The organism is Shewanella sp. HN-41, assembly GCF_000217915.1.
Taxonomy (GTDB): Bacteria; Pseudomonadota; Gammaproteobacteria; order Enterobacterales; family Shewanellaceae; genus Shewanella.
Map to the genome: position 1 here is coordinate 38,432 of NZ_AFOZ01000012.1, position 21,308 is coordinate 59,739.

The following is a 21,308-nucleotide window of genomic DNA, read 5'->3' on the forward strand; positions in this document are numbered from 1 at the left end:
TAAGAGGTATATTTTTGGAGGTATTAAGTCACTAACTTGGCCTTGGGATGTCGTGATTCACTAAAATAATGCAACACGGAGATGAGATGATGAAGAAGATGACAGGTAAGTCCTTTGCACTGAGTGCATTGGTTGCCGCCAGCTTCATGGCAGCGGGCGCAATGGCGAGTGATAAAACCGAACCTCGCAACGAAGTTTATAAAGATAAATTTGCTAATCAATATAACAGTTGGCATGACACCGCGAAAAGTGAAGAGATCACCGATGCTTTAGCTGGCGATCCGAGCCTAGTCGTGCTGTGGGCTGGTTATGGTTTTGCTAAAGACTACAATGCACCACGTGGCCATATGTATGCCGTGACAGATGTGCGTAATACCCTGCGTACCGGTGCTCCAGCCAATGCGGAAGATGGTCCAATGCCAATGGCATGTTGGAGCTGTAAGAGCCCTGACGTACCTCGCTTAATTGAAGAGCAAGGTGAAGACGGTTACTTCAAAGGCAAATGGGCTAAAGGCGGCCCAGAAGTTGTGAACACTATCGGTTGTGGCGACTGCCACGAAAAAGGCACCCCAAAACTACGCATTTCACGTCCATTTGCCGAACGTGGCATGGAAGCATTAGGCACCCCATTCGACAAAGCTTCGAAGAAAGACAAACAATCTATGGTGTGTGGTCAGTGCCACGTTGAATACTATTTTGAGAAGAAAGACGACCGTAAAGGCTTCGTGAAATTCCCATGGGATATGGGCACAACCGTTGAGCAAATGGAAGTCTACTACGACGGTATTGAGTTCTCCGATTGGACTCATGCACTGTCTAAAACCCCTATGCTGAAAGCACAACACCCAGGCTATGAAACATGGAAGCTAGGTGTTCACGGTAAGAACGACGTGAGCTGTGTTGACTGCCATATGCCTAAAGTGACGAACGATAAAGGTCGTAAGTACACTGATCATAAAGTGGGTAATCCATTCGATCGTTTCGAAGAAACCTGTGCAACTTGCCATAGCCAAACTAAAGAGTTCTTAGTCGGTTTGACTAATGAGCGTAAAGCGAAAGTGAAAGAGCTAAAAGGTCGTGCCGAAGGTCAATTAGTGAAAGCGCACTTCGAAGCGGCTAAAGCATGGGAAGTCGGTGCGACTGAAGCCGAAATGAAGCCCATCCTGACTGACATCCGTCACGCTCAATGGCGTTGGGACTACGCGATTGCTTCTCACGGTGTTGCGGCCCACGCTCCTGAAGAAGCACTGCGTATCCTAGGTACTGCGGTGGATAAAGCAGCCGATGCCCGAGTTAAGTTAGCACAACTGTTAGCGAAAAAAGGCATCACAGATCCCGTCGCTATGCCTGATATCTCTACTAAAGCTAAGGCACAAGCTGCAATAGGTATGGACATGAATAAGATGAATGCAGAGAAAGACGCATTTAAGAAAGACATGTTACCTAAGTGGGATGAAGAAGCGAAAAAACGCGAAGCCACTTACAAATAAGGCGTGAAATTCACCCTATGAGGTAACCAACCCTCATACAAACAAAAGCCCTCGCAGAGTCAGAATGCGAGGGCTTTTTCTATATAACTGGTTATTTAATCAGTTTTATCAGCGCCCTAAAGCGTTCGCCTTGGGCTTGATGTTGTAATTCAAATAACAGCGATTCCACGTTGGTTAATAGGGCACCCCTAGCTGTCATCATCTGAATACCGAGTTGTTTATTATCGGCACTGCGGGACGAGACACCATCAGCGACTAGATGCACCGAATATTGTTGTTCTATAAGGTCACAACAGGTTTGGTAAACACAAACATGGGTTTCAATACCCGCCAGTATGACATGTTGGCGATTTGTCTTAATTAATGCCTGTGCAAATGCTTCGCAGTGCCAGCCACTAAAGTGTTGCTTTGCTATCGGTGTCGTCGTGTTTTCAAGCAAAGTTTTCAGCTCTGGGCTGGTTGAGCCAAGTTTATCGGGCAGTTGCTCCAACCATAAAATAGGGATGTCAAATAGCTGTGCACCTTGGATTAAGGTCTGTAATTGTTGGTGCAGCTTCTCTGTTTTGTCCATGATTTGAGCAAGCTTTCCCTGTACATCGACGATAACAAGCACGCATTTTTCGGGTTTTAACATCGGGCATTCCTTCTGCTCTGCACTGGATTAAATAGTGACCCCGCATTTTGGGGCCATGTAAGTAAACCCCAAATCAGTTCTGTTACCAATAGGAATAAGGTCGAATAAAAAGTGCACTTAAATTGCTCACTAAAAGAGTGCGTTGCTCTGCTATATGCACAGTTGTGGTGCATTTTTGAGCGCAACATTATAGGTGTTTATCTAAAAGTTTTTATAAATCAATTGATTGAATTTCTGGCCCGATGATTGAATTACCCTTGATACAAGTTAATAACAATCGCGTTTTTTTGGAGGTCAGGATGAAACTAGTCAGCGCTATCATCAAGCCATTTAAATTGGATGATGTCCGTGAAGCTATTGCCGGAATTGGTATTGAGGGTATGACGGTGACCGAAGTTAAAGGTTTTGGCCGTCAGAAAGGGCACACAGAGTTGTATCGTGGTGCTGAATATCAGGTGGATTTTTTGCCGAAAGTAAAACTCGAAATTGCCACTAAAGCTGAAAATCTCGACATGCTGATTGAAGCCATTACGACGGCGGCTCATACGGGAAAAATTGGCGACGGTAAGATCTTCGTCGTCGACTTAGAACAGGCTATCCGTATTCGTACGGGTGAACTCGATACTGAAGCGCTATAAGGGGCAGATGATGGAAGAATTAACAAAATTAGGTGTGACAGTTTCTGAGCTGCGCTTTGCACTCGATACCTTTTACTTTTTGATCTCAGGCGCCTTGGTGATGTGGATGGCGGCGGGGTTTGCCATGCTCGAGGCTGGTCTTGTTCGTTCTAAAAATACCACTGAAATTTTAACTAAAAACGTGGTTCTCTATGCAATTGCCTGTGTAATGTATTTGCTCGTCGGCTACAACATTATGTACGTCGATAATACGGAGGGTGGTTGGTTACCTTCTATCGGGACGCTGATAGGTTCACAATCCTCGGATGCGAGCCATGCACTGGAGTCGGATTTCTTCTTCCAAGTGGTGTTTGTTGCAACGGCGATGTCTATTGTTTCAGGTGCAGTGGCCGAACGGATGAAGCTCTGGGCTTTCCTGTTTTTCTCGATAGTGATGACTGCGGTTATCTATCCTGTGGAAGGCTATTGGACCTGGGGTCAAGGTTTTATCGCTAAACTCGGTTTTGTGGACTTCGCGGGCAGCGGCATCGTACATATGACGGGCGCAGCTGCGGCTATCGCAGGGGTGCTGTTATTGGGTGCTCGTAAAGGTAAATATGGCCCGAATGGCCAAGTCAATCCAATTCCTGGCTCTAACTTGCCGATGGCAACCTTAGGTATGTTTATTCTGTGGATGGGCTGGTTTGGTTTTAACGGTGGTTCACAATTGATGGTGTCCGATGCGGCGAATGCGAGTTCAGTGGCTAAAGTGTTCGTGAACACTAATACCGCAGCGGCGTTTGGCGCTATCTCAGCACTTATCGTCTGTAAGATGATTTGGGGAAAAGCGGATTTAACTATGATTCTTAACGGAATTCTAGCGGGCTTAGTGGCGATTACCGCCGATCCACTCTCTCCTTCGTTATTGATGGCGGGTGTGATAGGTGTCGTTGCCGGTGGCTTAGTTGTGTTCTCTATCGTGGGCTTAGATCGCATTAAGATCGATGATCCCGTCGGTGCTATTTCTGTGCATGGTGTGGCGGGTTTCCTCGGATTAATGTGTGTGCCTTTATCGAATGCAGATGCGACTCTCACGGCCCAGTTAACGGGTGCTGCGATAATTTTTGCTTGGGTATTCAGTGCATCGTTCGCCGTATGGTTTGTGATCAAAATGATCATGGGGATCCGTGTTTCTGAGGAAGAAGAATACAACGGAATGGACGCCTCTGACTGTGGAATCGATGCTTATCCAGAGTTTGTGACCGTAAAAAGTGCAGGCTAAAAACATCTTGATATGACTTGATGCCGAGCGTGGATCGCGGGATAGTAAAGCAGAGCCTAGTGCTCTGCTTTTTTGATCCTTCGAAAGAGGTTGTTTTGTTACCCACTAAGGAGCGACCTATGGGCTTATTTACCGACAAAGTGCATCAATTGGGACTTATGGTGTTTCTTGGCGGGTGCTTTAGCATGCCAGTATTGGCCGGTGAAGTGGTGGTAACGCGTTCTAGTGAACATTTCAATGCGTTTGCCGTGCGCGATCAAGTGCTGAAGGATTTTGAGTGGCAAGAGTCACTCAGAAGACAGGAACAAATTCAGATCCTGCAGGCGTTGCCTATAGGCTGTATACCGCAGATGCGACCTTATCCTTATTACACCTGTGGTGAAAATAGCTATCGTCCCTACAATTATCAGCAGCGTGAAGTCTATATTAAGGTCGATAATCCTCAAAAATAGTGGGAGTTTAAGCAGGTAAGCTGGGGGATACTTAACTCTGGATTCGACCGTTTGCCACACTGTTTTCAACGGCATTCACTTTTTGTAACCATTTTATAATGCCTTTCTGACCATTTGTTATAAGCTCAATGAAGAGCGTATGGTCTGGGAGGATGTATGTCGACACTATTCCGAGCCGTCTATTCGAGTGCCATTTATGGTGTATTGCTTTGCCAATTGTGGGCATGTAGCTCAAGCCCTGTTGTGCCAAGAGCCGATGAGGTCGAATCTTTGTTCGTCGATAGCCTCTTCACGCCAGTGACGGATATACCTTCGAGCGAGGACATTTTCTACTTACCACCGGATGCCGTGGTTGAAGTGAGGCGTGCATTCGAACGATATAGTCTATCCCACAATAACACTTTGGCCGCGCATGAATGGCTGGCCAACTATATCAATGCCAATCAAACCAGTACCCAGCGTAATTTCCGATATCAAGATAATCTGACGCAAGTCGCCAGTGAAACCTACGCTCAGCGGGCGGGTAACTGTATGTCGCTCGTGGTGATGACATCAGCCCTAGCGGATATTTTTAATATTGAGACTGAATTTCAAGATATTGCCATTGAGCCCGTGTGGGATAAACAAGGGGATTTCTATTTTATCAATGGTCATGTGAATCTACGCTTATTGCCACCGGAAAATACGCACACTGTGTATGTGTCGTCCCATGCCATACTCGTTGACTTTATGCCAGAACGGACTTTGCGAGGATACGATAAAACTCAAATTAATCGGCAGACGTTAATTACCATGTTTTACAATAATATGGCTGCAGAGGCTCTAGTGGATGGTGATTTAGACCGAGCCTATGCACTCATTAAAGTCGGCTTAAAAGAGGGGCAATTTGTTCCAGCATTCAATACGTTGGCGGTTATTTACCGTCATAGAGGGGATGAAAAGCGCGCTGAGCAAGTGTATCGCTACGCTCTAAAATTCGATGCGAATAACATGACAACACTCTATAACTTAGCGGTGATTTTAGGCAACCAAGGCCGGCTAGATGAATGGGCAGAGGTTCATAAAGTGCTTGAATTGGCCCGAATTCGTAACCCCTATTACTACTATGATATGGCGCAGCAAGCCTTTGATGAGCATCAATATGATGAAGCCTTGGCATGGTATCAAAGGGCGCTTGCGCGGGCGGATTATCGCCATGAGTTTTTCTTTGGCCTTTCCCAAACGTACTGGGCGTTAGGAGATGAAAAACGCGCTAAGCTCAATATGGAAAAAGCTATGGCATTGAGCGCTGATGAGAGTGATAAACACCGCTATCAGGCAAAATTGCAGGCGATGAAACGGCATTAGAGCCGTTGTCGCTTTCTTTTGATTCACTGCAAAAATCCCGCTAGCCAGCTTTGTGGCTAGCGCTGACACTATTCATTTTAGTAGAACACTCCCGTCAATTATTTCTATCCGTCGTATTCGATTTTGTTTAATCAGACTGTGAATTCAATCGTATATTTGAATTTATTATTTTTAAAAATATATTAAAACAATAAGTTATATTTGATTTATTGAAATAGAGACAACTTGGTTGCATTAACGTGGCAGACTGGATAAATTGAACTCAGTATTGCAGTTGAGATCCATTATTGCAGCGATAAAAAATAGTCTAAAACACCAGAGTTGGAGCAGTAAATTATGTATTACCAAAACGATGACGTTCGCATTAAAGAAGTAAAAGAGTTACTTCCACCTATTGCGATTCTAGAACGATTTCCTGCTTCCGAAAAAGCCTCTGCAACTGTGTTTAACGCGCGTCAAAGCATACACAATATTCTGGCCAAACATGATGATCGCCTCTTAGTTGTGATTGGTCCTTGCTCTATTCACGATCCCCAAGCTGCGTTGGAATATGGGCAGCGCCTCGTCGCACTGAGGGAGCGTTACCAAGATCAACTTGAAATCGTGATGCGAGTTTATTTTGAAAAGCCAAGAACGACGGTCGGTTGGAAGGGATTAATTAATGATCCCTATATGGATAACAGCTTTAAACTCAACGATGGCTTACGTACTGCCCGAAAATTATTAGTCGATTTAAACGATAGTGGTATGCCAACCGCCGGGGAGTTTCTCGATATGATCACGCCGCAATATGTGGCAGATCTGATGTGCTGGGGAGCCATAGGTGCGCGCACCACTGAGTCTCAGGTGCACCGCGAATTAGCCTCAGGGCTTTCCTGCCCCGTGGGCTTTAAGAATGGTACGGATGGTACGATAAAAGTGGCGATCGATGCGATCGGGGCCGCCAATGCACCGCATCACTTTCTGTCGGTCACTAAGTTTGGCCATTCAGCCATAGTCTCGACTAAGGGTAATCCCGATTGTCATATTATTTTGCGTGGTGGCCGGGAGCCAAACTACAGCGCAGTGCATGTTGCTCAGATCAGTGAACAACTGCAAAGAGCCAAGCTGGCCGATAACATAATGATCGATTTCAGTCATGCCAATAGCAGTAAACAATATCAGCGTCAAATGGTGGTGGCGCAAGATGTGGCCGAACAAGTTGGTGCTGGGAATCGAGCGATTTTTGGGGTGATGGTTGAAAGTCATCTAGTGGAAGGGCGGCAGGAACTCGTGGAGGGACAAGCGTTATGCTATGGCCAGAGTATTACCGATGCCTGTATCGGTTGGGAAGACACAGAGCGCCTTCTTGCCGTGTTAAATCAGAGCATTGTGGAGCGCCGTCGCGGTAAGTCATTCGACTGAGCGAGGTGTTATTATCGCTTAGCGGTACAAAAACAAAGGCGCTATCCCTGCGCCTTTGTTTTTATTATTTATTGCTCATATCAGCTAGATATTCGTTAGCTTTGGCTAAGCTGCCAAAGGCAGCAATCAGGTTATTTCGACCTTTATCCTGAATCTCTGGATTACCTGATTCTATCATCATCCACACCCAAGTTTGGATGAGTGGTAATGGTGGGTATTGAACTTTAGCGGAATCCAACATAAAGCTTCCTTTGATCTTGATTTAATTGAATAATCTTAATGTTATTATGGGGTAGGTGTTTACAGTGTTTTCATCATACTCACTAATATTGAGAGACTCGTTAATGCTGCAATTTTACATTACTCATCCCTAGGGCATTTTGGGTAAAACAGAAAAAATAATCAACACTAGAAGCCCCAATGTTGCTACCTATTTTAACGTGTTTCATACCGATAAATCCCCTCTACCCTGTTTTTTTACTCGGTGGAGTAGGTTTGTGATTATAAGTCATAAGCATGACATTTTTATCATTGTTGAAGGTAAATTTTACCTGGTGGGTAACCCTAGCACTGTCAGATTAATCTGGTTGATTTTATTCAAACTTTACTTAATTGACTTCGCTTAATGTTGCAGTCTGCTGTTACAATTGCCCCAACTCAGTAAAGGTTAAGACATATGCGCCCCACATTATATTTTGAAGGTCCGGTCGATAAACTCAACTGGCATGTGATCAAGTTGCTTTGGCCTTATTTACTTGAATATAAAGGTCGCATCATCCTCGCTATGCTCTGTCTTGTGGTCGCAAAACTGGCCAGTGTTGGACTTCCCTTCATTCTTAAAAATTTGGTCGATACCTTAGATGCGGATAAAACGGTGCAGCTCCTAAGTGTGCCCGTTGGCTTAGTCTTAGCCTATGGCACAGTTCGATTATTGACGGCCATTACGGGAGAGATCCGTGACACTTTATTTGGCCGTGTCACGGAGCGCGCCATTCGACGTTTAGGTCTTGCCGTATTCGATCATTTGCACCGACTCGATTTGGATTTTCATCTGGAACGTAAAACAGGCGGTTTATCCCGTGACATAGAGCGCGGCACCAGTGGTGTGAGCTTTTTGATGCGTTTTATGGTGTTCAATATAGTGCCAACATTATTGGAGATTGCCATGGTCATCGGTATTTTCTTCTTTAATTACGGTATTGCCTTTGCGACTATCACCTTCTTCTCGGTATTGGCTTACATCTTGTTTTCTATTATCGCAACCGAGTGGCGCACTGAATATGTGCGCGATGCGGCCAAAGCCGATTCGCTTTCTAATACCCGTGCCATCGACAGTTTACTGAACTATGAAACCGTAAAGTACTTCAATAATGAGCAATATGAATCGGCTCGATACGATCAAGCACTCGAACAGTGGGAGATCGCTAAGCGAAAAAACCGCTTGTCTCTATTTGCGCTCAATGGCGGGCAGGCGTTGATTATTGCGCTGGCGATGACAGCTATGATGGCATTGGCGGCCTATAAAGTAACCTACGGTGAAATGACCTTAGGGGATTTTGTGCTGATCAATGCCTTTATGATGCAACTCTTTATACCATTGAACTTTTTAGGTTTCGTCTATCGTGAAATTCGTGGCGCCCTAGCAAATATTGAGCGAATGTTTAGTCTGTTGGATAAACATCCTAGCATTGTCGATTCGACGGATGCCTTAGATTTTCAACCGTCTAAGGGCGAACTTTGCTTCGAGAATGTTAACTTTAGCTATGATGACAGGCAAATTTTGCGGGATGTCAGCTTCAAAGTTGCAGCGGGGAAAAAAGTTGCCGTAGTGGGGGATAGTGGAGCCGGTAAGTCGACGCTGATCAAGTTATTGTTCCGGTTTTACGATGTGGATCGGGGCGCTATTAGGATAGACGGGCAAGATATTCGTCACCTCACTCAGGATGCATTGCGACGTGCCATCGCCATAGTGCCACAGGATACAGTGCTATTTAATGATTCACTGGTTGAAAATATTCGTTATGGCCGCCCAGACGCGAGCGATGAAGAGGTTCGAAATGCCATCAAACTTGCCCATTTAGAGCAGTTTATTGCCTCACTTTCCCTAGGGTGGGATACCAAAGTCGGTGAGCGTGGTTTAAAGCTTTCGGGTGGGGAAAAGCAGCGGGTTGCCATTGCGCGGGCGATTTTAAAAGGTTCGCCCGTGCTGGTATTTGATGAGGCTACATCATCCCTTGATAGTCGTTCCGAGCAGGCGATCTTGTCGGCATTACGGGAAGTCGCTAAAGGGCACACCAGTCTTGTCGTTGCCCATAGGCTCTCTACTATCATAGATGCGGATCAGATTGTCGTATTGAGTCAGGGAGAGATAGTCGAGCAGGGAAACCACACTGAGCTATTAGCGATGGATGGCTTATATGCCAAATTGTGGAGGATACAAAATGAGCAGTCAGAAGCACCCTTAGGCCATTAATAGTTCAGTCTTTATTCAGCTTCGGCTCTCTATACTCAAATGCCATCTAACAATCATAAGAGGTGCATTGCATGGAGAATATGACGTTAAGAGTGAATATTGAAGGCAGGGAAGAAAAGGTCGACACGGATTGGTTTGCCATCATGGCGACCTTAAAAAAACGCGGTGTTGACTGTGATTCTCTTCAGCGAATTCACGCGGAACTCAATGCAGGATTGAAAGTGACGACTCGGCGTCTAACCTTGGCCAAATTACATCAAGATATGAACTTGGCCAGTATTATTCGTGAGGTGGGGACTTATCTGGGCGACGCTCAGGGAATATGACAGCGTGGGGGATAATTTAACGAATAAGTTATTGATCTACAGAGTTAAAGGGAATATTCATTGATCATATTCCCTTAATTTTTCCCGCCTTCCAGCCTTCGCACAACAAATTTAATTTTGTTGTCGATTCGTCGATGAGAGTGAGCCGAATAATTTCGCCTTCACGAAAACACACTAGCTCGCCTTCGATTTCGGTCAGGCGATTACAGCTCTTACAGCTCGTGCTTACAGTTTTACTGACTGGCAGTTGGCTTACATAGCTTGAGTTCAAAAGTGTTTCCTTAAATTTCTGTACCGTTAAGACATTCAATTAATGCTAACCTCACAGATCTTACCTCTTTTGTGATATGCATTCAAATATACCTTACCTTAGCCAGTATAGACAAAAGTAGTGGTAGGTTGCTACCACTGGCCCTAACGCTATTGGTTTATGTGTGAATAGTATTTGTCGAGGGAGAGTGACAGACCACTATCGAGTACGATTCGCACATGCGCAGGTTTAAGTTGTCTTGGCTCGCTGACACCACAGGAATGGGCGATCAAAGCTAAGTCGTGGTGTAAATTATGATTATAATTGGCGACTCGGGTCGACTTATTCCTAGGATCTAATCCCCGTTGGAGTTTCTTATTGTGGGTAGTGATGCCCGTTGGGCAGGTATCTTTATTACACTGTAAGGCTTGGATACAACCGAGGGCAAACATATTGCCACGGGCCGATGCGATAAAATCGGCACCTAATGCTAACGCCCACGCCACCCGTGAAGGCACGATAAGCTTACCGGAGGCAATGACTTTAATGCGTTTACGCAATCCTCGTTGGATCAAAATGTTCACCAGAATAGGAAGGCTTTCCTTCAGCGGTAAACCGACATAATCCATCAGCGGTTGCGGCGCGGCTCCGGTACCACCATCGGCACTGTCTAAGGTAAAAAAGTCGGGGGCTGAATCCTCGCCGCGGCGCTCGATTTCATCGCATAAATCTTCGAGCCATTGTACGTCTCCAAGTACGGCTTTAATGCCAGTCGGCTTACCTGTGACCTCCCGTACTCTGGCTATCATGTCCAGAATATCCCCCACATTTCTAAATTCAATGTGACCATTGGGGCTGATAGAGTCCTGCCCTTGGGGAATACCACGAATATGGGCAATTTCTTCGGTTACTTTAATACCGGGTAATATGCCTCCTTTACCGGGTTTAGCCCCTTGGCTCATTTTAATTTCGAACATTTTGACTTCTGGATGCGCTGCTATCGCCTTCAGTTTTTCATCGTCTAAATGGCCGTGTTCGTTACGTACCCCGTATTTCGCTGTGCCAATTTGAAAGACAAGATCACACCCCCCTTTTAAGTGGTAGGGGCTTAACCCGCCTTCGCCGGTATTCAACCAACAACCCGCCTGAGCTGCGCCATGGGAAAGGGCGGTGATTGCTGGACGCGATAGTGCGCCAAAGCTCATCGCAGAAATATGGCAGATGGCCTGTGTTGTGTAGGGATGGCGACAGTGGCTACCAATAGTGAGTGGGTGAATTGGCGTGATATCTTCATCTTGGGTAGGGAAGGCCGTATTCATAAACATAATAGTGCCGGCGCTATCCAAGGGACGTGTCGAGCCAAAGGCGATGGTCCTATCTACATTTTTAGCTGCGCGGTACACCCAGCTTCGTTCGGCACGATTAAAGGGCAGTTCCTCCCTGTCCTGAGCGAAAAAGTATTGTCTAAAAAACTCACCTTGTTTTTCGAATAGATATCTAAAACGACCTATAACGGGATAGTTGTGCCTCACCGCTTGTTTCGTTTGCATCTTATCGGCAATGTACATGTACACAATGGCAAGTACACCGAGACCAATAAGAATCAAAAAGAGTCCAGAGAATAGATCTAGCCCCCACATAAACCAATTGAGTTCGTTCATATTGTTATCCTTTATTCTTGCCCATACCGAGTCGAAATAAGGCTCGCAGGCTGGCCCTCATTGAGGGAGAGTAAAAACAGTTGGCCGTAATCATCTTCGTTTATCGCTGGGATTTCAGGTCCCCCAAGGGCTTTGATGATAAGGGGTACCGTATTGGAATGCCCTGCAATGAGGGTATTGCCTTTGACCGCATACACTTGTTCAGCGATTTGCTGCACATGTGTCGCTATCGCTTTGGTTGCTGGCACAACAGTGACGGGCAAGTGTCGGGCTTGGGCTATTGGCGTTAATGTTTGTTGTGTTCGTTGATATTGTGTCGCAATAAGTTGGGATAGTGGCGTGCGATTTAGGGTACTAATGAGGGCCGTAGCACGTATTTCCCCTGCAGGAGATAATGACGGATCCGCCGCTGGAGACTCGGCTTTTTCTGCATGTCTAACTAAAATAATCAGCCTATTGTCTGCGATAGCGTAATTAATCGGAGTTAAACCAAGGCTGATAAATACCACTAGATTGGCCAATAGGTATAGCAGTAATGCAGGTGACGTGGGAAAGCGCCTATGGGGACCAGTCAAGGCTCTAAAGTGGGAAAAGTGTAAACTGCGATCTGCTGCCATTGTGTTACATCCTTTTAGGTAGGCTTATGCTATGGGTTAGGGAGTCGCCGAGAATGATCTTATTATTCCGTTTCTACCATAGCGTTGCGGCATGATGGTACTGTAAATCTAAAAATTACTAAAGTTGGTTAAATTTTGGTCGATAATTAAGTCAGCCCAAATTGAATGGATGACCATCATGGAAATCAATAAATCCCCGCATCTGTCGCAAACACCTGTATCACACAAAAAATATGCAGAGAATATGGCTGCAAAGGGGGAGGAAGCGAGTGATTCAAAGAATGCGAAAGCCGTCGAAGCTAGCTCTGCACAAACCGCACAGCAAACGAGTAAACAGCTGATGAATCAAGCGATTCTATCGGCGCAGCAGGATGTAAATATCAAGACTGGCGATGAATCTATGGTCTTGCTCTATCGCGCCGCAATCGAAGCGATCAACAAAGAATTAGCGCCATCCATGGGGGAGAACGCGATTCAAACCGCCTACGACAATGGTGTCGATACATCCCCAGAAGCCACGGCCGATCGCATAGTGAGTTTTGCAACCCAGTTTTTTAGTATTCATCAACAGCAGAATTCAGGGATGGATTTTGATGAGCAGCTCGACAGCTTTATGACCATTATCGGTGGTGCTATCGATAGCGGTTTTCAGGAAGCAAGGGATATTTTGTCGGGTCTTAAGGTATTGCAGGGGGATATTGCCGATGGCGTAGATAAAACCTACAGCCTAGTGCAAGAGGGGCTGCAAGCCTTCAGGGATAGCTTTAATAAAAAGCCAGATGAGACTCAATCTACTGCATCTTAGTTCCGCCATCATCAGATTCGTAAACTTAAGCCCCTTTTGATAAGGGGTTTTTGTTGCGTCGATAAAAGTCTATGCTAGAAGCCTATTTAACGTTGCACTTGGGGACAAGTTATGTGGACTAGGGGACGAGTTATCGAACGTATTGATTGGAGTGATAAGTTATTTTCGCTGCGGATTGTCACCGACCTTGCACCTTTTATTCCCGGCCAGTTTATCAAGTTAAGCCAAGTTCGTGATGATAAACGCGTTGCCAGAGCCTACTCCCTCGTTAATTCCCCCGATAAAGCCTATGCCGAAGTGCTCGCTGTTGCGGTCGAAGATGGGCAATTATCGCCACAGTTACAAAATCTTGCTATCGGTGATGAAATTGACGTGACGCAAACAGCAACAGGGTTTATGACCTTAGATGAAATTCCCAAGGGTGAGTTGCAAGGTCGGCATTTGTGGTTTTTAGCCACAGGCACAGCCGTAGGGCCATTCTTATCTATGCTCGATACCGATGAACCTTGGCAACGCTTTGAGAAGATCATATTAGTGTATGGTGTGAGGGAAGCTAAGGATCTGGCCTACCTCGATAAACTGCGAGCCTACGAGCAGCAGTACCCCAACCAGTTTATTTTGTGTTTGAGTGTGACCCGTGAACCCTTTGAAGGGGCATTGCAGTGCCGTATTCCCGATGGTTTATCCTCTGGGGAAATAGAACGTAAAGTAGGGTTAACCCTATGTGCGGCTGACTCCCAAGTCATGATTTGCGGTAATCCAGGCATGATAAATGGTGCTCAGGCGGCACTGATAGATAAAGGCCTTGCTAAAAATTTACGCCGTGCCCCTGGGCAGATAACCGTTGAAAAATATTGGTAACCCTTTAGTTTTTGTAATGAGATATTTATAGAAGGATTGATTAATGAAATTGCTCTGTTCTCAGGCATCACCCTATGCCCGCTGTGTTAGAAGTTTGATTCACTACTTAGGCATTAAGGATATTGAAGAAGTTACCGTGAATCCCTTCGAAAATACGGCTGAATTACTAGATGCAAATCCGCTGGGTCAGATCCCCTGCCTTATTACCAACGACGGTATCCCACTGTTTGATAGCGAAGTGATTATGCGCTATCTGGATGCTGAGTTAGGCGAGCAGCAGATGTTTGGCGCTCATAGGGATAACTGGGTATTGCAGGGACATTTCTCTATGATTAAAGGGCTTATCGATAGCGCGGTAAAATTACGTCAGGAGCAAATGCGTGAAGAGGAGGGCGTGAGGTCTGCCTTTTGGACTTCGCGGTTTGAGCAAGCATTATTGCGCGGTTTAATGCAGATGGAACACCTCAGTGTGATCACTCAAGCTACGATTCAGGCGCCACAATTGGCCTTGATTTGTTTACTGGATTACGTTGATTTTAGGCATCCAGAGTTAGATTGGCGAAAAGTGGCTCCAGCCACCGCGCTCTGGTTTAGTGAGATGCGTAATCTCCCCGCATTCATTGAAACTCGACCCCAATAGCCCATTAGAGGCGCTCAATTGTCAGTTGTGCGCCTTCCCTTTGATCTATCACGGCGATTTTGTTCACCAAAAACACCGAAAAGCTCCCGAGTAACACCATAATCTACTCTGCGTTCATTACTTGATTGGCGTCTGTCCTCGAAGTGTTGATACCGACATTCGCAATGTGGCATGGTGCATTCTTCCATGGGGATCGCAGGGGCCTCTTTCGACAAAAAACGCTTACCTGTGATGGCATTAACTTGCTCACAGCAATGCCCCTTATTCACTATGCTGACACAGTGAAAGCGATGACCTTCAATACTCTGGTTTGTTGTATTACGCTCATTTGAACTTAGGTTTTTGAAATAATGTTTACGGGTTTTCTTGCCACTCCTCAGTTTGACTAGCCCAAATATTGTAAGAGTGGCTACGATAACCAACAGCATAGTTAACATAACGCCTCCCTATAGCCATTTCATGCAAATTAAGGTTCAGTTTAGTTTGATTTGAGATAATCACCAGTTTTGAATTTAATTTGTTTTAAAACAAAAAGTTAAATTCTATGTTGCCCTCGGCTTATCTATCTATTACCCTTGCATAATTGATAACTATTATCATTAATGGCTTAGGTCGATTCGCGCACATCGTGTCATATTCTTGGGGAGACATCGGTAATGAAATGGGTAACTTGTGCTGTTTTTGTTGGGTTAATGTCCGCTGCACACTCTGCGAGTGCACAGGATAAGTTAACGGTTTATTCCTATCGCCAAGCCTTCTTAGTCGAGCCAATTTTGACTCGTTTTACCGAAGATACTGGTATTAGTGTTGATGTGGTTTTTGCTAAAGATGGTATTGCCGAACGGCTCGCTAGGGAAGGTCGTTTATCTCCAGCGGATTTGGTATTGACCTCGGACTTCTCACGTCTGGTTGAGTTGGTTGATAAAGATCTCACCTCTCCGGTTAACAGCTCTCAGTTAGACTCTAACATCCCTGAACAATATCGTGATCCTGAAGGTCAATGGTATGCCCTGACGATGCGGGTACGAAATCTCTACACGGCGAAAGATCGTTTAGGGTCGCAGCAATTGACCTATGAATCATTAGCTGAGCCCAAATACAAAGGTAAAATTTGTACCCGCAGTGGTAAACATCCCTACAATGTTGCACTGGTTGCTTCGATGATTGCCCACCACGGTGAGGCGCAAGCCAAAACGTGGCTGCAGGGCGTTAAGGATAACTTGGCCCGTAAACCCCAGGGGAACGATAGGGGGCAAATTGCTGCGGTGAAAGAAGGGGTGTGTGATATCGCCTTAGGCAACAGTTATTACTATGGCAATACGTTGCAGGACCCAGAGCAAAAAACGGTGGCAGAAGCGGTAGTCATTAATTTCCCGAACCAAGCCGATCGCGGTGCCCACGTGAATGTGTCTGGTATGGTGTTGACCCGCCATGCACCTAATAAGGCGAATGCAATCAAGTTGATGGAGTTCTTATCGGCGGATGTTGCTCAAAAAGCCTATGCCGAAGTGAATATGGAATATCCGGTAAAAGCCAATGTGCCACCTTCACCCTTAGTGGCCTCATGGGGCGAGTTTAAGTCAGATCAATTGCCTATCTTTAAATTGGCTGAATATCATCAGGCTGCGGTTAAGTTGTTAGATGAAGTCCAGTTTGATCTCTAGCTCATTGTGTAACAGTGCTAGCGACAAAATGCAGATTTAGGTTATCAGCGCCATTGATTGGCGCCGTGCTTTTAAGGATTGACATGATTTTAGGATTAGCCAGGAGCTGGTCGCTTGCTGGTTATGCCATGGGCGCATTATTTGTGTTGCCTTTATTTGCACTGATATTTCAGGCTCTACAGCCCGATGAAGCCGTGTTTGGGCATTTAATGGCAACTGTGCTACCCACCTATATCATCAACAGTTTATTGCTGATTTTTTGGGTGAGTGTAGGGGCGCTTTTGCTCGCGTTGCCCTGCGCTTGGCTGGTGGCGCGCTGTGAATTTATCGGTCGACGTTATTTGCAGTGGGCACTATTACTGCCACTGGCCATGCCGGGATATATTGTTGCCTACGTTTATACCGATTTACTCGATTATGCGGGCCCAGTGCAGCGCGGCCTGCGTTCCTTGTTTGGTTGGAACTCGCCGCAGGATTATTTCTTCCCCGATATCCGCACCCTAGGCGGTGCGGCCTGTGTGTTGTCGCTGGTGTTATTCCCCTATATTTATCTGTTGGCACGTACTGCGTTTACCGAGCAATCCTTAAGCTTGGCGCATGCTTCACGCATCATGGGGTGCTCACCTTGGCAGAGCTTTTGGCGGCTATCTTTGCCTATGGCAAGGCCAGCGCTCGCCGTTGGTATCGCCTTAGTTGCTATGGAGACCGCCGCCGATTTTGCCACAGTGAGTTATTTTGCGGTGCCTACCTTAACGACGGCCGTGTACGATACTTGGCTTGGCTACGGCAACTTAACCGCAGCCGCTAAGTTATCGGCAATTATGCTGTTGGTGGTGTTTAGCCTGATTGGATTTGAACGTTTTGCCCGCCGTAAACAGCAACTCTTCCAAAAACAGTCGCACATTCGAGTCGGTGATTTATATCGGCTCTCGACTAGGCAAACCATTCTGGCACTCAGCTTCTGTGGGGTACTCTTGCTGTTAGCTTTTGGGCTGCCCTTTGGTATTTTATTATCCTATGCTATTGGTTATTTTGAACAAAGTTGGGAACCACGTTTCTGGCTATTGAGTTTTAATAGTTTAAGTCTTGCGCTGATCACTAGCTTAGTTTGCTGCTTAGTCGCCTTATTATTGATATTTATTCGCCGTATTAGTCCTAGGGGGAGTGATGCCTTGCCCTCACGTTTAGCTTCGACGGGTTATGCGCTACCAGGTACAGTGCTCGCCATTGGTGTGCTCGTGCCTTTAACTATGCTCGACTTTGCGATTAATGATTTTGCGGATCTTTTAGGGTTAAAGGGGCCTGGGTTGTTATTGACAGGGAGTGTTATGGCATTAATTTTTGCCTTTTGCGTACGTTTTGTCGCTATCGCCATTGGTAGCGTCGAGAGCAGTTACAAGCGGATTTCGCCGTCACTGGATATGGTGAGTTTGACTATGGGTCAAAGCCCAAGACAGTTGCTGCAAAGAGTACATCTTCCTTTACTTGCTAAGGGGCTGTTTGCGGGCGCTTTATTGGTGTTTATCGAAAGCATGAAGGAACTGCCCGCCGCCTTATTACTGCGCCCCGTCGGCTTTGAGAACCTTGCGACCTATGTATTTCAGTTTGTGTCCGATGAAAAACTTGAGCACGGCGCCTTCGCTGCGATAGTGATTGTACTCGTAGGCCTAGTACCACTCCTCTATTTAAACCGTTCTTTGGAGCAACACAGCTGATGACAAGCATGCTCAAGCTTAAGCAAGTTCATAGTGATTATCAGGGGCAACAGGTGCTCAAAGGCTTGAGCTTAGACCTAGCCCAAGGGGAGATCCTTGCGCTGCTGGGCCCGAGTGGTTGCGGCAAAACGACCCTGTTGCGGGCGGTTGCCGGATTACAGGCCATTAGCCAAGGTGAAATCCAGATCAATGGCCGTGTCGTGAGTGGTGATGAGCTGTTTGTGCCTAGCGAGCAGCGCGGTATCGGGATGATTTTCCAAGACTATGCGCTTTTCCCCCATTTAACAGTGGCGGAAAATATTCTCTTTGGGGTGGCTAAATTGTCAGCAGCGCAGCGCCAAGCACGGTTAGCTGAAATGCTTACCTTAGTTAAACTTGAGGGATTGGCTAAACGCTACCCCCACGAGCTATCGGGGGGTCAACAGCAACGGGTTTCCATTGCGCGGGCGTTAGCCTATGAGCCGCAGTTACTCTTGCTCGATGAGCCTTTTTCCAATATTGATGCCCAAGTGCGTTACGAGATGATGGCTGAAATTCGCAGCATTTTAAAACAGCGAAATGTCAGCGCGATATTTGTGACCCACAGTAAGGATGAAGCCTTTGTATTTGCTGATAAATTAGCCATATTCAATCAAGGCATAATAGTGCAACAGGGCAGTGCAGAAGCCTTGTACGCGACACCGAATAGTCGCTATGTGGCTGATTTTTTAGGCAGCGGTAATTACTTACCCGCCGCAGTTATCGATGGACATAGGGTTAGTACCCCGATAGGCCATTTAACGAGCCTCACGCCGTTGGTTTTGCCGCTCGAGTTTAGCGCAACGGTATTTTTGCGACCCCAGCAATTGGCTCTCAGCGCCGATGAACAGGGTGTCGGCACTATTACCGAGCGGCGTTTTCTCGGTGCCTTTTGTCATTATTGGGTCAAAATTGAAGCCGCCTCCCACGCCCATTATGTGGAGGTGCGTAGTCAAATGATGCAACTCAGTGTGGGTCAAAAAGTAGAATTAACGGCCGAGCCGCATTCCCTCGTATTATTTGAATCTTAGGTATTTTGTTCATCTGCAGTTAATCAGCATTGCCAACTAAAGTATGACATTTTTGCTTACGTTTAACTTGGGTCTATGCGGTATTGGTTGATGATATTTTCGACTGTCCTTGCTACCTTAATCCTTCAGATTTGGAGGAATTATGATAAAAACAATAAAATCAATTTGTACCTTAGTCACAGTGGCGACGGCAATGTCGTCATCGGGAGTGCTGGCCATGGATAGGATCACAGGTAAAGCCTTTGCAACCCGCTCGGAAGTCTATGCCACCCACGGAATGGCGGCGACCAGCCAACCATTAGCCACCCAAGTCGCCATCGACATACTCAAACAGGGCGGCAGCGCGGTGGATGCGGCTATTGCCGCTAATGCCATGCTAGGGTTAGTTGAACCCACAGGCTCGGGTGTCGGAGGCGATTTATTTGCCATCGTCTGGAGTGCGAAAGATAAACGTCTCTATGGGCTTAATGCCTCGGGGCGCAGTCCAAAATCTTTGGGTTTAGAAAAGCTTAAATCCTTAGGCCTCTATTACCTACCGCCACTCGGCCCTCTGCCTGTTTCCGTACCCGGTGCCGTCGATGGTTGGTATGAATTACATAATAAGTTCGGGAAATTGCCTATGGCCGATAACTTAGCGCCAGCGATTCACTACGCCCGCGATGGGTTCCCTGTGTCAGAACTGATTGCCTATTACCTTGAAGGGAGCGGTAAAAAACTCGCTAAATTCCCCGGATTTAAAGAAACCTATATGCCCAATGGTAAGATGCCAGCCGTAGGGGAAATCTTTAAAAATCCTGCACTTGCTAACACCTACGAGAAAATTGCCAAGGGTGGCCGAGATGCCTTTTACAAAGGGGATATTGCCAAAAGCATCGATAAATACATGAAGGCCCAAGGTGGCTATCTAAGTTATGAAGACTTATCGACTCATAGCAGCGACTGGATTGAGCCAGTTTCAGTCAATTACCGTGGCTATGATGTGTGGGAATTACCGCCCAATGGTCAAGGGATTGCGGCGCTGCAAATCCTAAAAACCATGGAACCCTTCGATGTTGCCGCCATGGGCTTTAATAGCCCCGAATATGTGCATTTATTTGTCGAAGCTAAAAAGCTCGCCTTTGCCGACAGGGCTAAGTTCTATGCCGACATGGCCTTTAATAAAGTGCCAGTTACAGAGCTTATCTCACAGCAATACAACTATGATCGCGCTAAGTTAATCGATCCTAATAAAGCCGCTAAGAGTGTCGATGCGGGTAATCCAGCGTTGCAACACGGTGATACTGTGTACCTGACTACCGCCGACAAAGACGGCAATATGGTGTCGCTTATCCAGAGTAATTACCGTGGTATGGGGTCAGGAATGACACCGCCGGATTTAGGTTTTGTATTACAGGACCGTGGTCAGATGTTCGATTTAACCGAGGGACGATTTAATACCTATGCACCGGGCAAGCGTCCATTCCATACCATTATTCCCGCCTTTGTGACCAAAGACGGTAAACCTTGGTTGAGTTTTGGGGTGATGGGCGGCGCAACCCAGCCACAGATGCACGCGCAAATTGTAATGAATCTGATTGATTTTAAAATGAACTTGCAAGAAGCGGGCGATGCCCCCAGAATTTTGCATATGGGTTCAACCGAGCCAACGGGGGAAGTGATGACAGATGGCGGCTACGTCAGTCTGGAATCGGGTTTCCCGGTGGAAACCCGTCGTGAGCTTATCAAGAAGGGCCATGTGCTGCGTGATGGCCTAGGGGATTTCGGTGGTTATCAAGCCATTGGATTTAATGCCGAAACAGGGGTTTACCGTGGCGCCTCCGAGAGCCGTAAAGATGGGCATGCTGCGGGATATTAGTGCAACATAATACCTGCGCTAGTCGTATTCGCCCTATATTGGGTAAGCTAATTGACGAGACTTTCATGGTCTCGTCAATTTTTTATATTTGAGGGTCGGGGCGATAAAGCCCCACAATTAGCATTATCATAGAGATAACCAAGCAAACTGTGCGTTAGTTAATGTC

The 21,308-nt window shown here is 46.3% G+C and carries 21 protein-coding genes; 15 read left to right on the forward strand and 6 right to left on the reverse strand.

Features of this window, described 5'->3' with window-relative positions:
• Window positions 1-86 precede the first annotated feature (86 nt).
• Window positions 87-1,490: an ammonia-forming nitrite reductase cytochrome c552 subunit gene (gene nrfA / locus SOHN41_RS01390; RefSeq protein WP_007644723.1), complete on the forward strand. Its 1,404-nt coding sequence runs from the start codon at window positions 87-89 to the stop codon at window positions 1,488-1,490.
• Between the two features lie 91 nt (window positions 1,491-1,581).
• Here nrfA and SOHN41_RS01395 read toward each other — a convergent pair whose 3' ends face one another.
• Complete coding sequence (locus SOHN41_RS01395) at window positions 1,582-2,124, reverse strand: hydrolase (RefSeq protein WP_007644725.1); 543 nt, start codon at window positions 2,122-2,124, stop codon at window positions 1,582-1,584.
• Between the two features lie 299 nt (window positions 2,125-2,423).
• Between SOHN41_RS01395 and SOHN41_RS01400 the strand changes: the two genes are divergently transcribed.
• The 5 genes from SOHN41_RS01400 (at window position 2,424) to aroG (ending at window position 7,226) form a co-directional block, all read left to right on the forward strand.
• The gene (locus SOHN41_RS01400; RefSeq protein WP_006080143.1) at window positions 2,424-2,762 is read left to right on the forward strand and encodes a P-II family nitrogen regulator; all 339 of its coding nucleotides are present in this window, start codon (window positions 2,424-2,426) and stop codon (window positions 2,760-2,762) included.
• 10 nt (window positions 2,763-2,772) lie between these two features.
• On the forward strand, window positions 2,773-4,023 hold the full coding sequence (locus tag SOHN41_RS01405) for an ammonium transporter (RefSeq protein WP_007644742.1): 1,251 nt from the start codon (window positions 2,773-2,775) through the stop codon (window positions 4,021-4,023).
• 158 nt (window positions 4,024-4,181) lie between these two features.
• Window positions 4,182-4,475: a hypothetical protein gene (locus tag SOHN41_RS01410; protein WP_086017335.1), complete on the forward strand. Its 294-nt coding sequence runs from the start codon at window positions 4,182-4,184 to the stop codon at window positions 4,473-4,475.
• Window positions 4,476-4,631: 156 nt separating this feature from the next.
• Window positions 4,632-5,822, forward strand: coding sequence for a tetratricopeptide repeat protein (locus SOHN41_RS01415; protein WP_007644746.1), 1,191 nt, complete (start codon window positions 4,632-4,634; stop codon window positions 5,820-5,822).
• A 336-nt stretch (window positions 5,823-6,158) separates the two neighbouring features.
• A complete protein-coding gene (aroG, locus tag SOHN41_RS01420) occupies window positions 6,159-7,226 on the forward strand; it encodes a 3-deoxy-7-phosphoheptulonate synthase AroG (RefSeq protein WP_007644748.1) in 1,068 nt (355 codons plus the stop codon).
• Window positions 7,227-7,290: 64 nt separating this feature from the next.
• Here aroG and SOHN41_RS01425 read toward each other — a convergent pair whose 3' ends face one another.
• Window positions 7,291-7,467 carry a hypothetical protein gene (locus SOHN41_RS01425; protein WP_007644750.1) on the reverse strand — a complete coding sequence of 59 codons (177 nt, stop codon included), beginning with the start codon at window positions 7,465-7,467 and terminating at the stop codon, window positions 7,291-7,293.
• Window positions 7,468-7,902: 435 nt separating this feature from the next.
• Here SOHN41_RS01425 and SOHN41_RS01430 point away from each other — a divergent pair, with 435 nt between their 5' ends.
• Both SOHN41_RS01430 and SOHN41_RS01435 read left to right on the forward strand, forming a co-directional pair.
• A complete protein-coding gene (locus tag SOHN41_RS01430) occupies window positions 7,903-9,699 on the forward strand; it encodes an ABCB family ABC transporter ATP-binding protein/permease (RefSeq protein WP_007644753.1) in 1,797 nt (598 codons plus the stop codon).
• 71 nt (window positions 9,700-9,770) lie between these two features.
• The gene (locus SOHN41_RS01435; protein ID WP_007644767.1) at window positions 9,771-10,025 is read left to right on the forward strand and encodes a hypothetical protein; all 255 of its coding nucleotides are present in this window, start codon (window positions 9,771-9,773) and stop codon (window positions 10,023-10,025) included.
• 64 nt (window positions 10,026-10,089) lie between these two features.
• Here the strand turns inward: SOHN41_RS01435 and SOHN41_RS01440 are convergent, their stop codons facing one another.
• The 3 genes from SOHN41_RS01440 to SOHN41_RS01450 form a co-directional block, all read right to left on the reverse strand.
• Window positions 10,090-10,296 carry a hypothetical protein gene (locus tag SOHN41_RS01440; RefSeq protein ID WP_007644768.1) on the reverse strand — a complete coding sequence of 69 codons (207 nt, stop codon included), beginning with the start codon at window positions 10,294-10,296 and terminating at the stop codon, window positions 10,090-10,092.
• A 149-nt stretch (window positions 10,297-10,445) separates the two neighbouring features.
• On the reverse strand, window positions 10,446-11,936 hold the full coding sequence (locus tag SOHN41_RS01445; RefSeq protein ID WP_007644769.1) for an FMN-binding glutamate synthase family protein: 1,491 nt from the start codon (window positions 11,934-11,936) through the stop codon (window positions 10,446-10,448).
• Between the two features lie 11 nt (window positions 11,937-11,947).
• Complete coding sequence (locus SOHN41_RS01450) at window positions 11,948-12,553, reverse strand: histidine phosphatase family protein (protein WP_007644770.1); 606 nt, start codon at window positions 12,551-12,553, stop codon at window positions 11,948-11,950.
• A gap of 178 nt (window positions 12,554-12,731) precedes the next feature.
• Between SOHN41_RS01450 and SOHN41_RS01455 the strand changes: the two genes are divergently transcribed.
• The 3 genes from SOHN41_RS01455 (at window position 12,732) to SOHN41_RS01465 (ending at window position 14,859) form a co-directional block, all read left to right on the forward strand.
• A complete protein-coding gene (locus tag SOHN41_RS01455) occupies window positions 12,732-13,358 on the forward strand; it encodes a DUF5610 domain-containing protein (RefSeq protein WP_007644771.1) in 627 nt (208 codons plus the stop codon).
• 111 nt (window positions 13,359-13,469) lie between these two features.
• Window positions 13,470-14,219 (forward strand): ferredoxin--NADP reductase, encoded by a 750-nt coding sequence (locus tag SOHN41_RS01460; RefSeq protein WP_007644772.1) that lies wholly within the window; start codon window positions 13,470-13,472, stop codon window positions 14,217-14,219.
• Window positions 14,220-14,262: 43 nt separating this feature from the next.
• Window positions 14,263-14,859 (forward strand): glutathione S-transferase N-terminal domain-containing protein, encoded by a 597-nt coding sequence (locus tag SOHN41_RS01465; RefSeq protein ID WP_007644773.1) that lies wholly within the window; start codon window positions 14,263-14,265, stop codon window positions 14,857-14,859.
• Window positions 14,860-14,873: 14 nt separating this feature from the next.
• Here the strand turns inward: SOHN41_RS01465 and SOHN41_RS01470 are convergent, their stop codons facing one another.
• On the reverse strand, window positions 14,874-15,296 hold the full coding sequence (locus SOHN41_RS01470; protein ID WP_007644774.1) for a hypothetical protein: 423 nt from the start codon (window positions 15,294-15,296) through the stop codon (window positions 14,874-14,876).
• A 219-nt stretch (window positions 15,297-15,515) separates the two neighbouring features.
• Here SOHN41_RS01470 and SOHN41_RS01475 point away from each other — a divergent pair, with 219 nt between their 5' ends.
• The 4 genes from SOHN41_RS01475 (at window position 15,516) to ggt (ending at window position 21,142) form a co-directional block, all read left to right on the forward strand.
• Window positions 15,516-16,523 carry a Fe(3+) ABC transporter substrate-binding protein gene (locus tag SOHN41_RS01475; protein WP_007644776.1) on the forward strand — a complete coding sequence of 336 codons (1,008 nt, stop codon included), beginning with the start codon at window positions 15,516-15,518 and terminating at the stop codon, window positions 16,521-16,523.
• Between the two features lie 83 nt (window positions 16,524-16,606).
• Entirely contained in the window at window positions 16,607-18,238 is a 1,632-nt protein-coding gene (locus SOHN41_RS01480) for an ABC transporter permease (protein WP_007644778.1), read from the forward strand.
• Window positions 18,238-19,287, forward strand: coding sequence for an ABC transporter ATP-binding protein (locus tag SOHN41_RS01485; RefSeq protein WP_007644779.1), 1,050 nt, complete (start codon window positions 18,238-18,240; stop codon window positions 19,285-19,287). The genes SOHN41_RS01480 and SOHN41_RS01485 overlap by 1 nt, the downstream gene beginning before the upstream one ends.
• A gap of 142 nt (window positions 19,288-19,429) precedes the next feature.
• Window positions 19,430-21,142, forward strand: coding sequence for a gamma-glutamyltransferase (gene ggt / locus SOHN41_RS01490; protein ID WP_007644781.1), 1,713 nt, complete (start codon window positions 19,430-19,432; stop codon window positions 21,140-21,142).
• The last annotated feature ends 166 nt before the right edge of the window (window positions 21,143-21,308 follow it).

What these genes read in the sequence shown, in the direction of transcription:
- nrfA (WP_007644723.1), top strand. Translation starts at nt 87, where the DNA reads ATGATGAAGAAGATGACAGGTAAGTCCTTTGCACTGAGTGCATTGGTT.
- SOHN41_RS01395 (WP_007644725.1), bottom strand. Translation starts at nt 2,124, where the DNA reads ATGTTAAAACCCGAAAAATGCGTGCTTGTTATCGTCGATGTACAGGGA.
- SOHN41_RS01400 (WP_006080143.1), top strand. Translation starts at nt 2,424, where the DNA reads ATGAAACTAGTCAGCGCTATCATCAAGCCATTTAAATTGGATGATGTC.
- SOHN41_RS01405 (WP_007644742.1), top strand. Translation starts at nt 2,773, where the DNA reads ATGGAAGAATTAACAAAATTAGGTGTGACAGTTTCTGAGCTGCGCTTT.
- SOHN41_RS01410 (WP_086017335.1), top strand. Translation starts at nt 4,182, where the DNA reads ATGGTGTTTCTTGGCGGGTGCTTTAGCATGCCAGTATTGGCCGGTGAA.
- SOHN41_RS01415 (WP_007644746.1), top strand. Translation starts at nt 4,632, where the DNA reads ATGTCGACACTATTCCGAGCCGTCTATTCGAGTGCCATTTATGGTGTA.
- aroG (WP_007644748.1), top strand. Translation starts at nt 6,159, where the DNA reads ATGTATTACCAAAACGATGACGTTCGCATTAAAGAAGTAAAAGAGTTA.
- SOHN41_RS01425 (WP_007644750.1), bottom strand. Translation starts at nt 7,467, where the DNA reads ATGTTGGATTCCGCTAAAGTTCAATACCCACCATTACCACTCATCCAA.
- SOHN41_RS01430 (WP_007644753.1), top strand. Translation starts at nt 7,903, where the DNA reads ATGCGCCCCACATTATATTTTGAAGGTCCGGTCGATAAACTCAACTGG.
- SOHN41_RS01435 (WP_007644767.1), top strand. Translation starts at nt 9,771, where the DNA reads ATGGAGAATATGACGTTAAGAGTGAATATTGAAGGCAGGGAAGAAAAG.
- SOHN41_RS01445 (WP_007644769.1), bottom strand. Translation starts at nt 11,936, where the DNA reads ATGAACGAACTCAATTGGTTTATGTGGGGGCTAGATCTATTCTCTGGA.
- SOHN41_RS01450 (WP_007644770.1), bottom strand. Translation starts at nt 12,553, where the DNA reads ATGGCAGCAGATCGCAGTTTACACTTTTCCCACTTTAGAGCCTTGACT.
- SOHN41_RS01455 (WP_007644771.1), top strand. Translation starts at nt 12,732, where the DNA reads ATGGAAATCAATAAATCCCCGCATCTGTCGCAAACACCTGTATCACAC.
- SOHN41_RS01460 (WP_007644772.1), top strand. Translation starts at nt 13,470, where the DNA reads ATGTGGACTAGGGGACGAGTTATCGAACGTATTGATTGGAGTGATAAG.
- SOHN41_RS01465 (WP_007644773.1), top strand. Translation starts at nt 14,263, where the DNA reads ATGAAATTGCTCTGTTCTCAGGCATCACCCTATGCCCGCTGTGTTAGA.
- SOHN41_RS01470 (WP_007644774.1), bottom strand. Translation starts at nt 15,296, where the DNA reads ATGTTAACTATGCTGTTGGTTATCGTAGCCACTCTTACAATATTTGGG.
- SOHN41_RS01475 (WP_007644776.1), top strand. Translation starts at nt 15,516, where the DNA reads ATGAAATGGGTAACTTGTGCTGTTTTTGTTGGGTTAATGTCCGCTGCA.
- SOHN41_RS01480 (WP_007644778.1), top strand. Translation starts at nt 16,607, where the DNA reads ATGATTTTAGGATTAGCCAGGAGCTGGTCGCTTGCTGGTTATGCCATG.
- SOHN41_RS01485 (WP_007644779.1), top strand. Translation starts at nt 18,238, where the DNA reads ATGACAAGCATGCTCAAGCTTAAGCAAGTTCATAGTGATTATCAGGGG.
- ggt (WP_007644781.1), top strand. Translation starts at nt 19,430, where the DNA reads ATGATAAAAACAATAAAATCAATTTGTACCTTAGTCACAGTGGCGACG.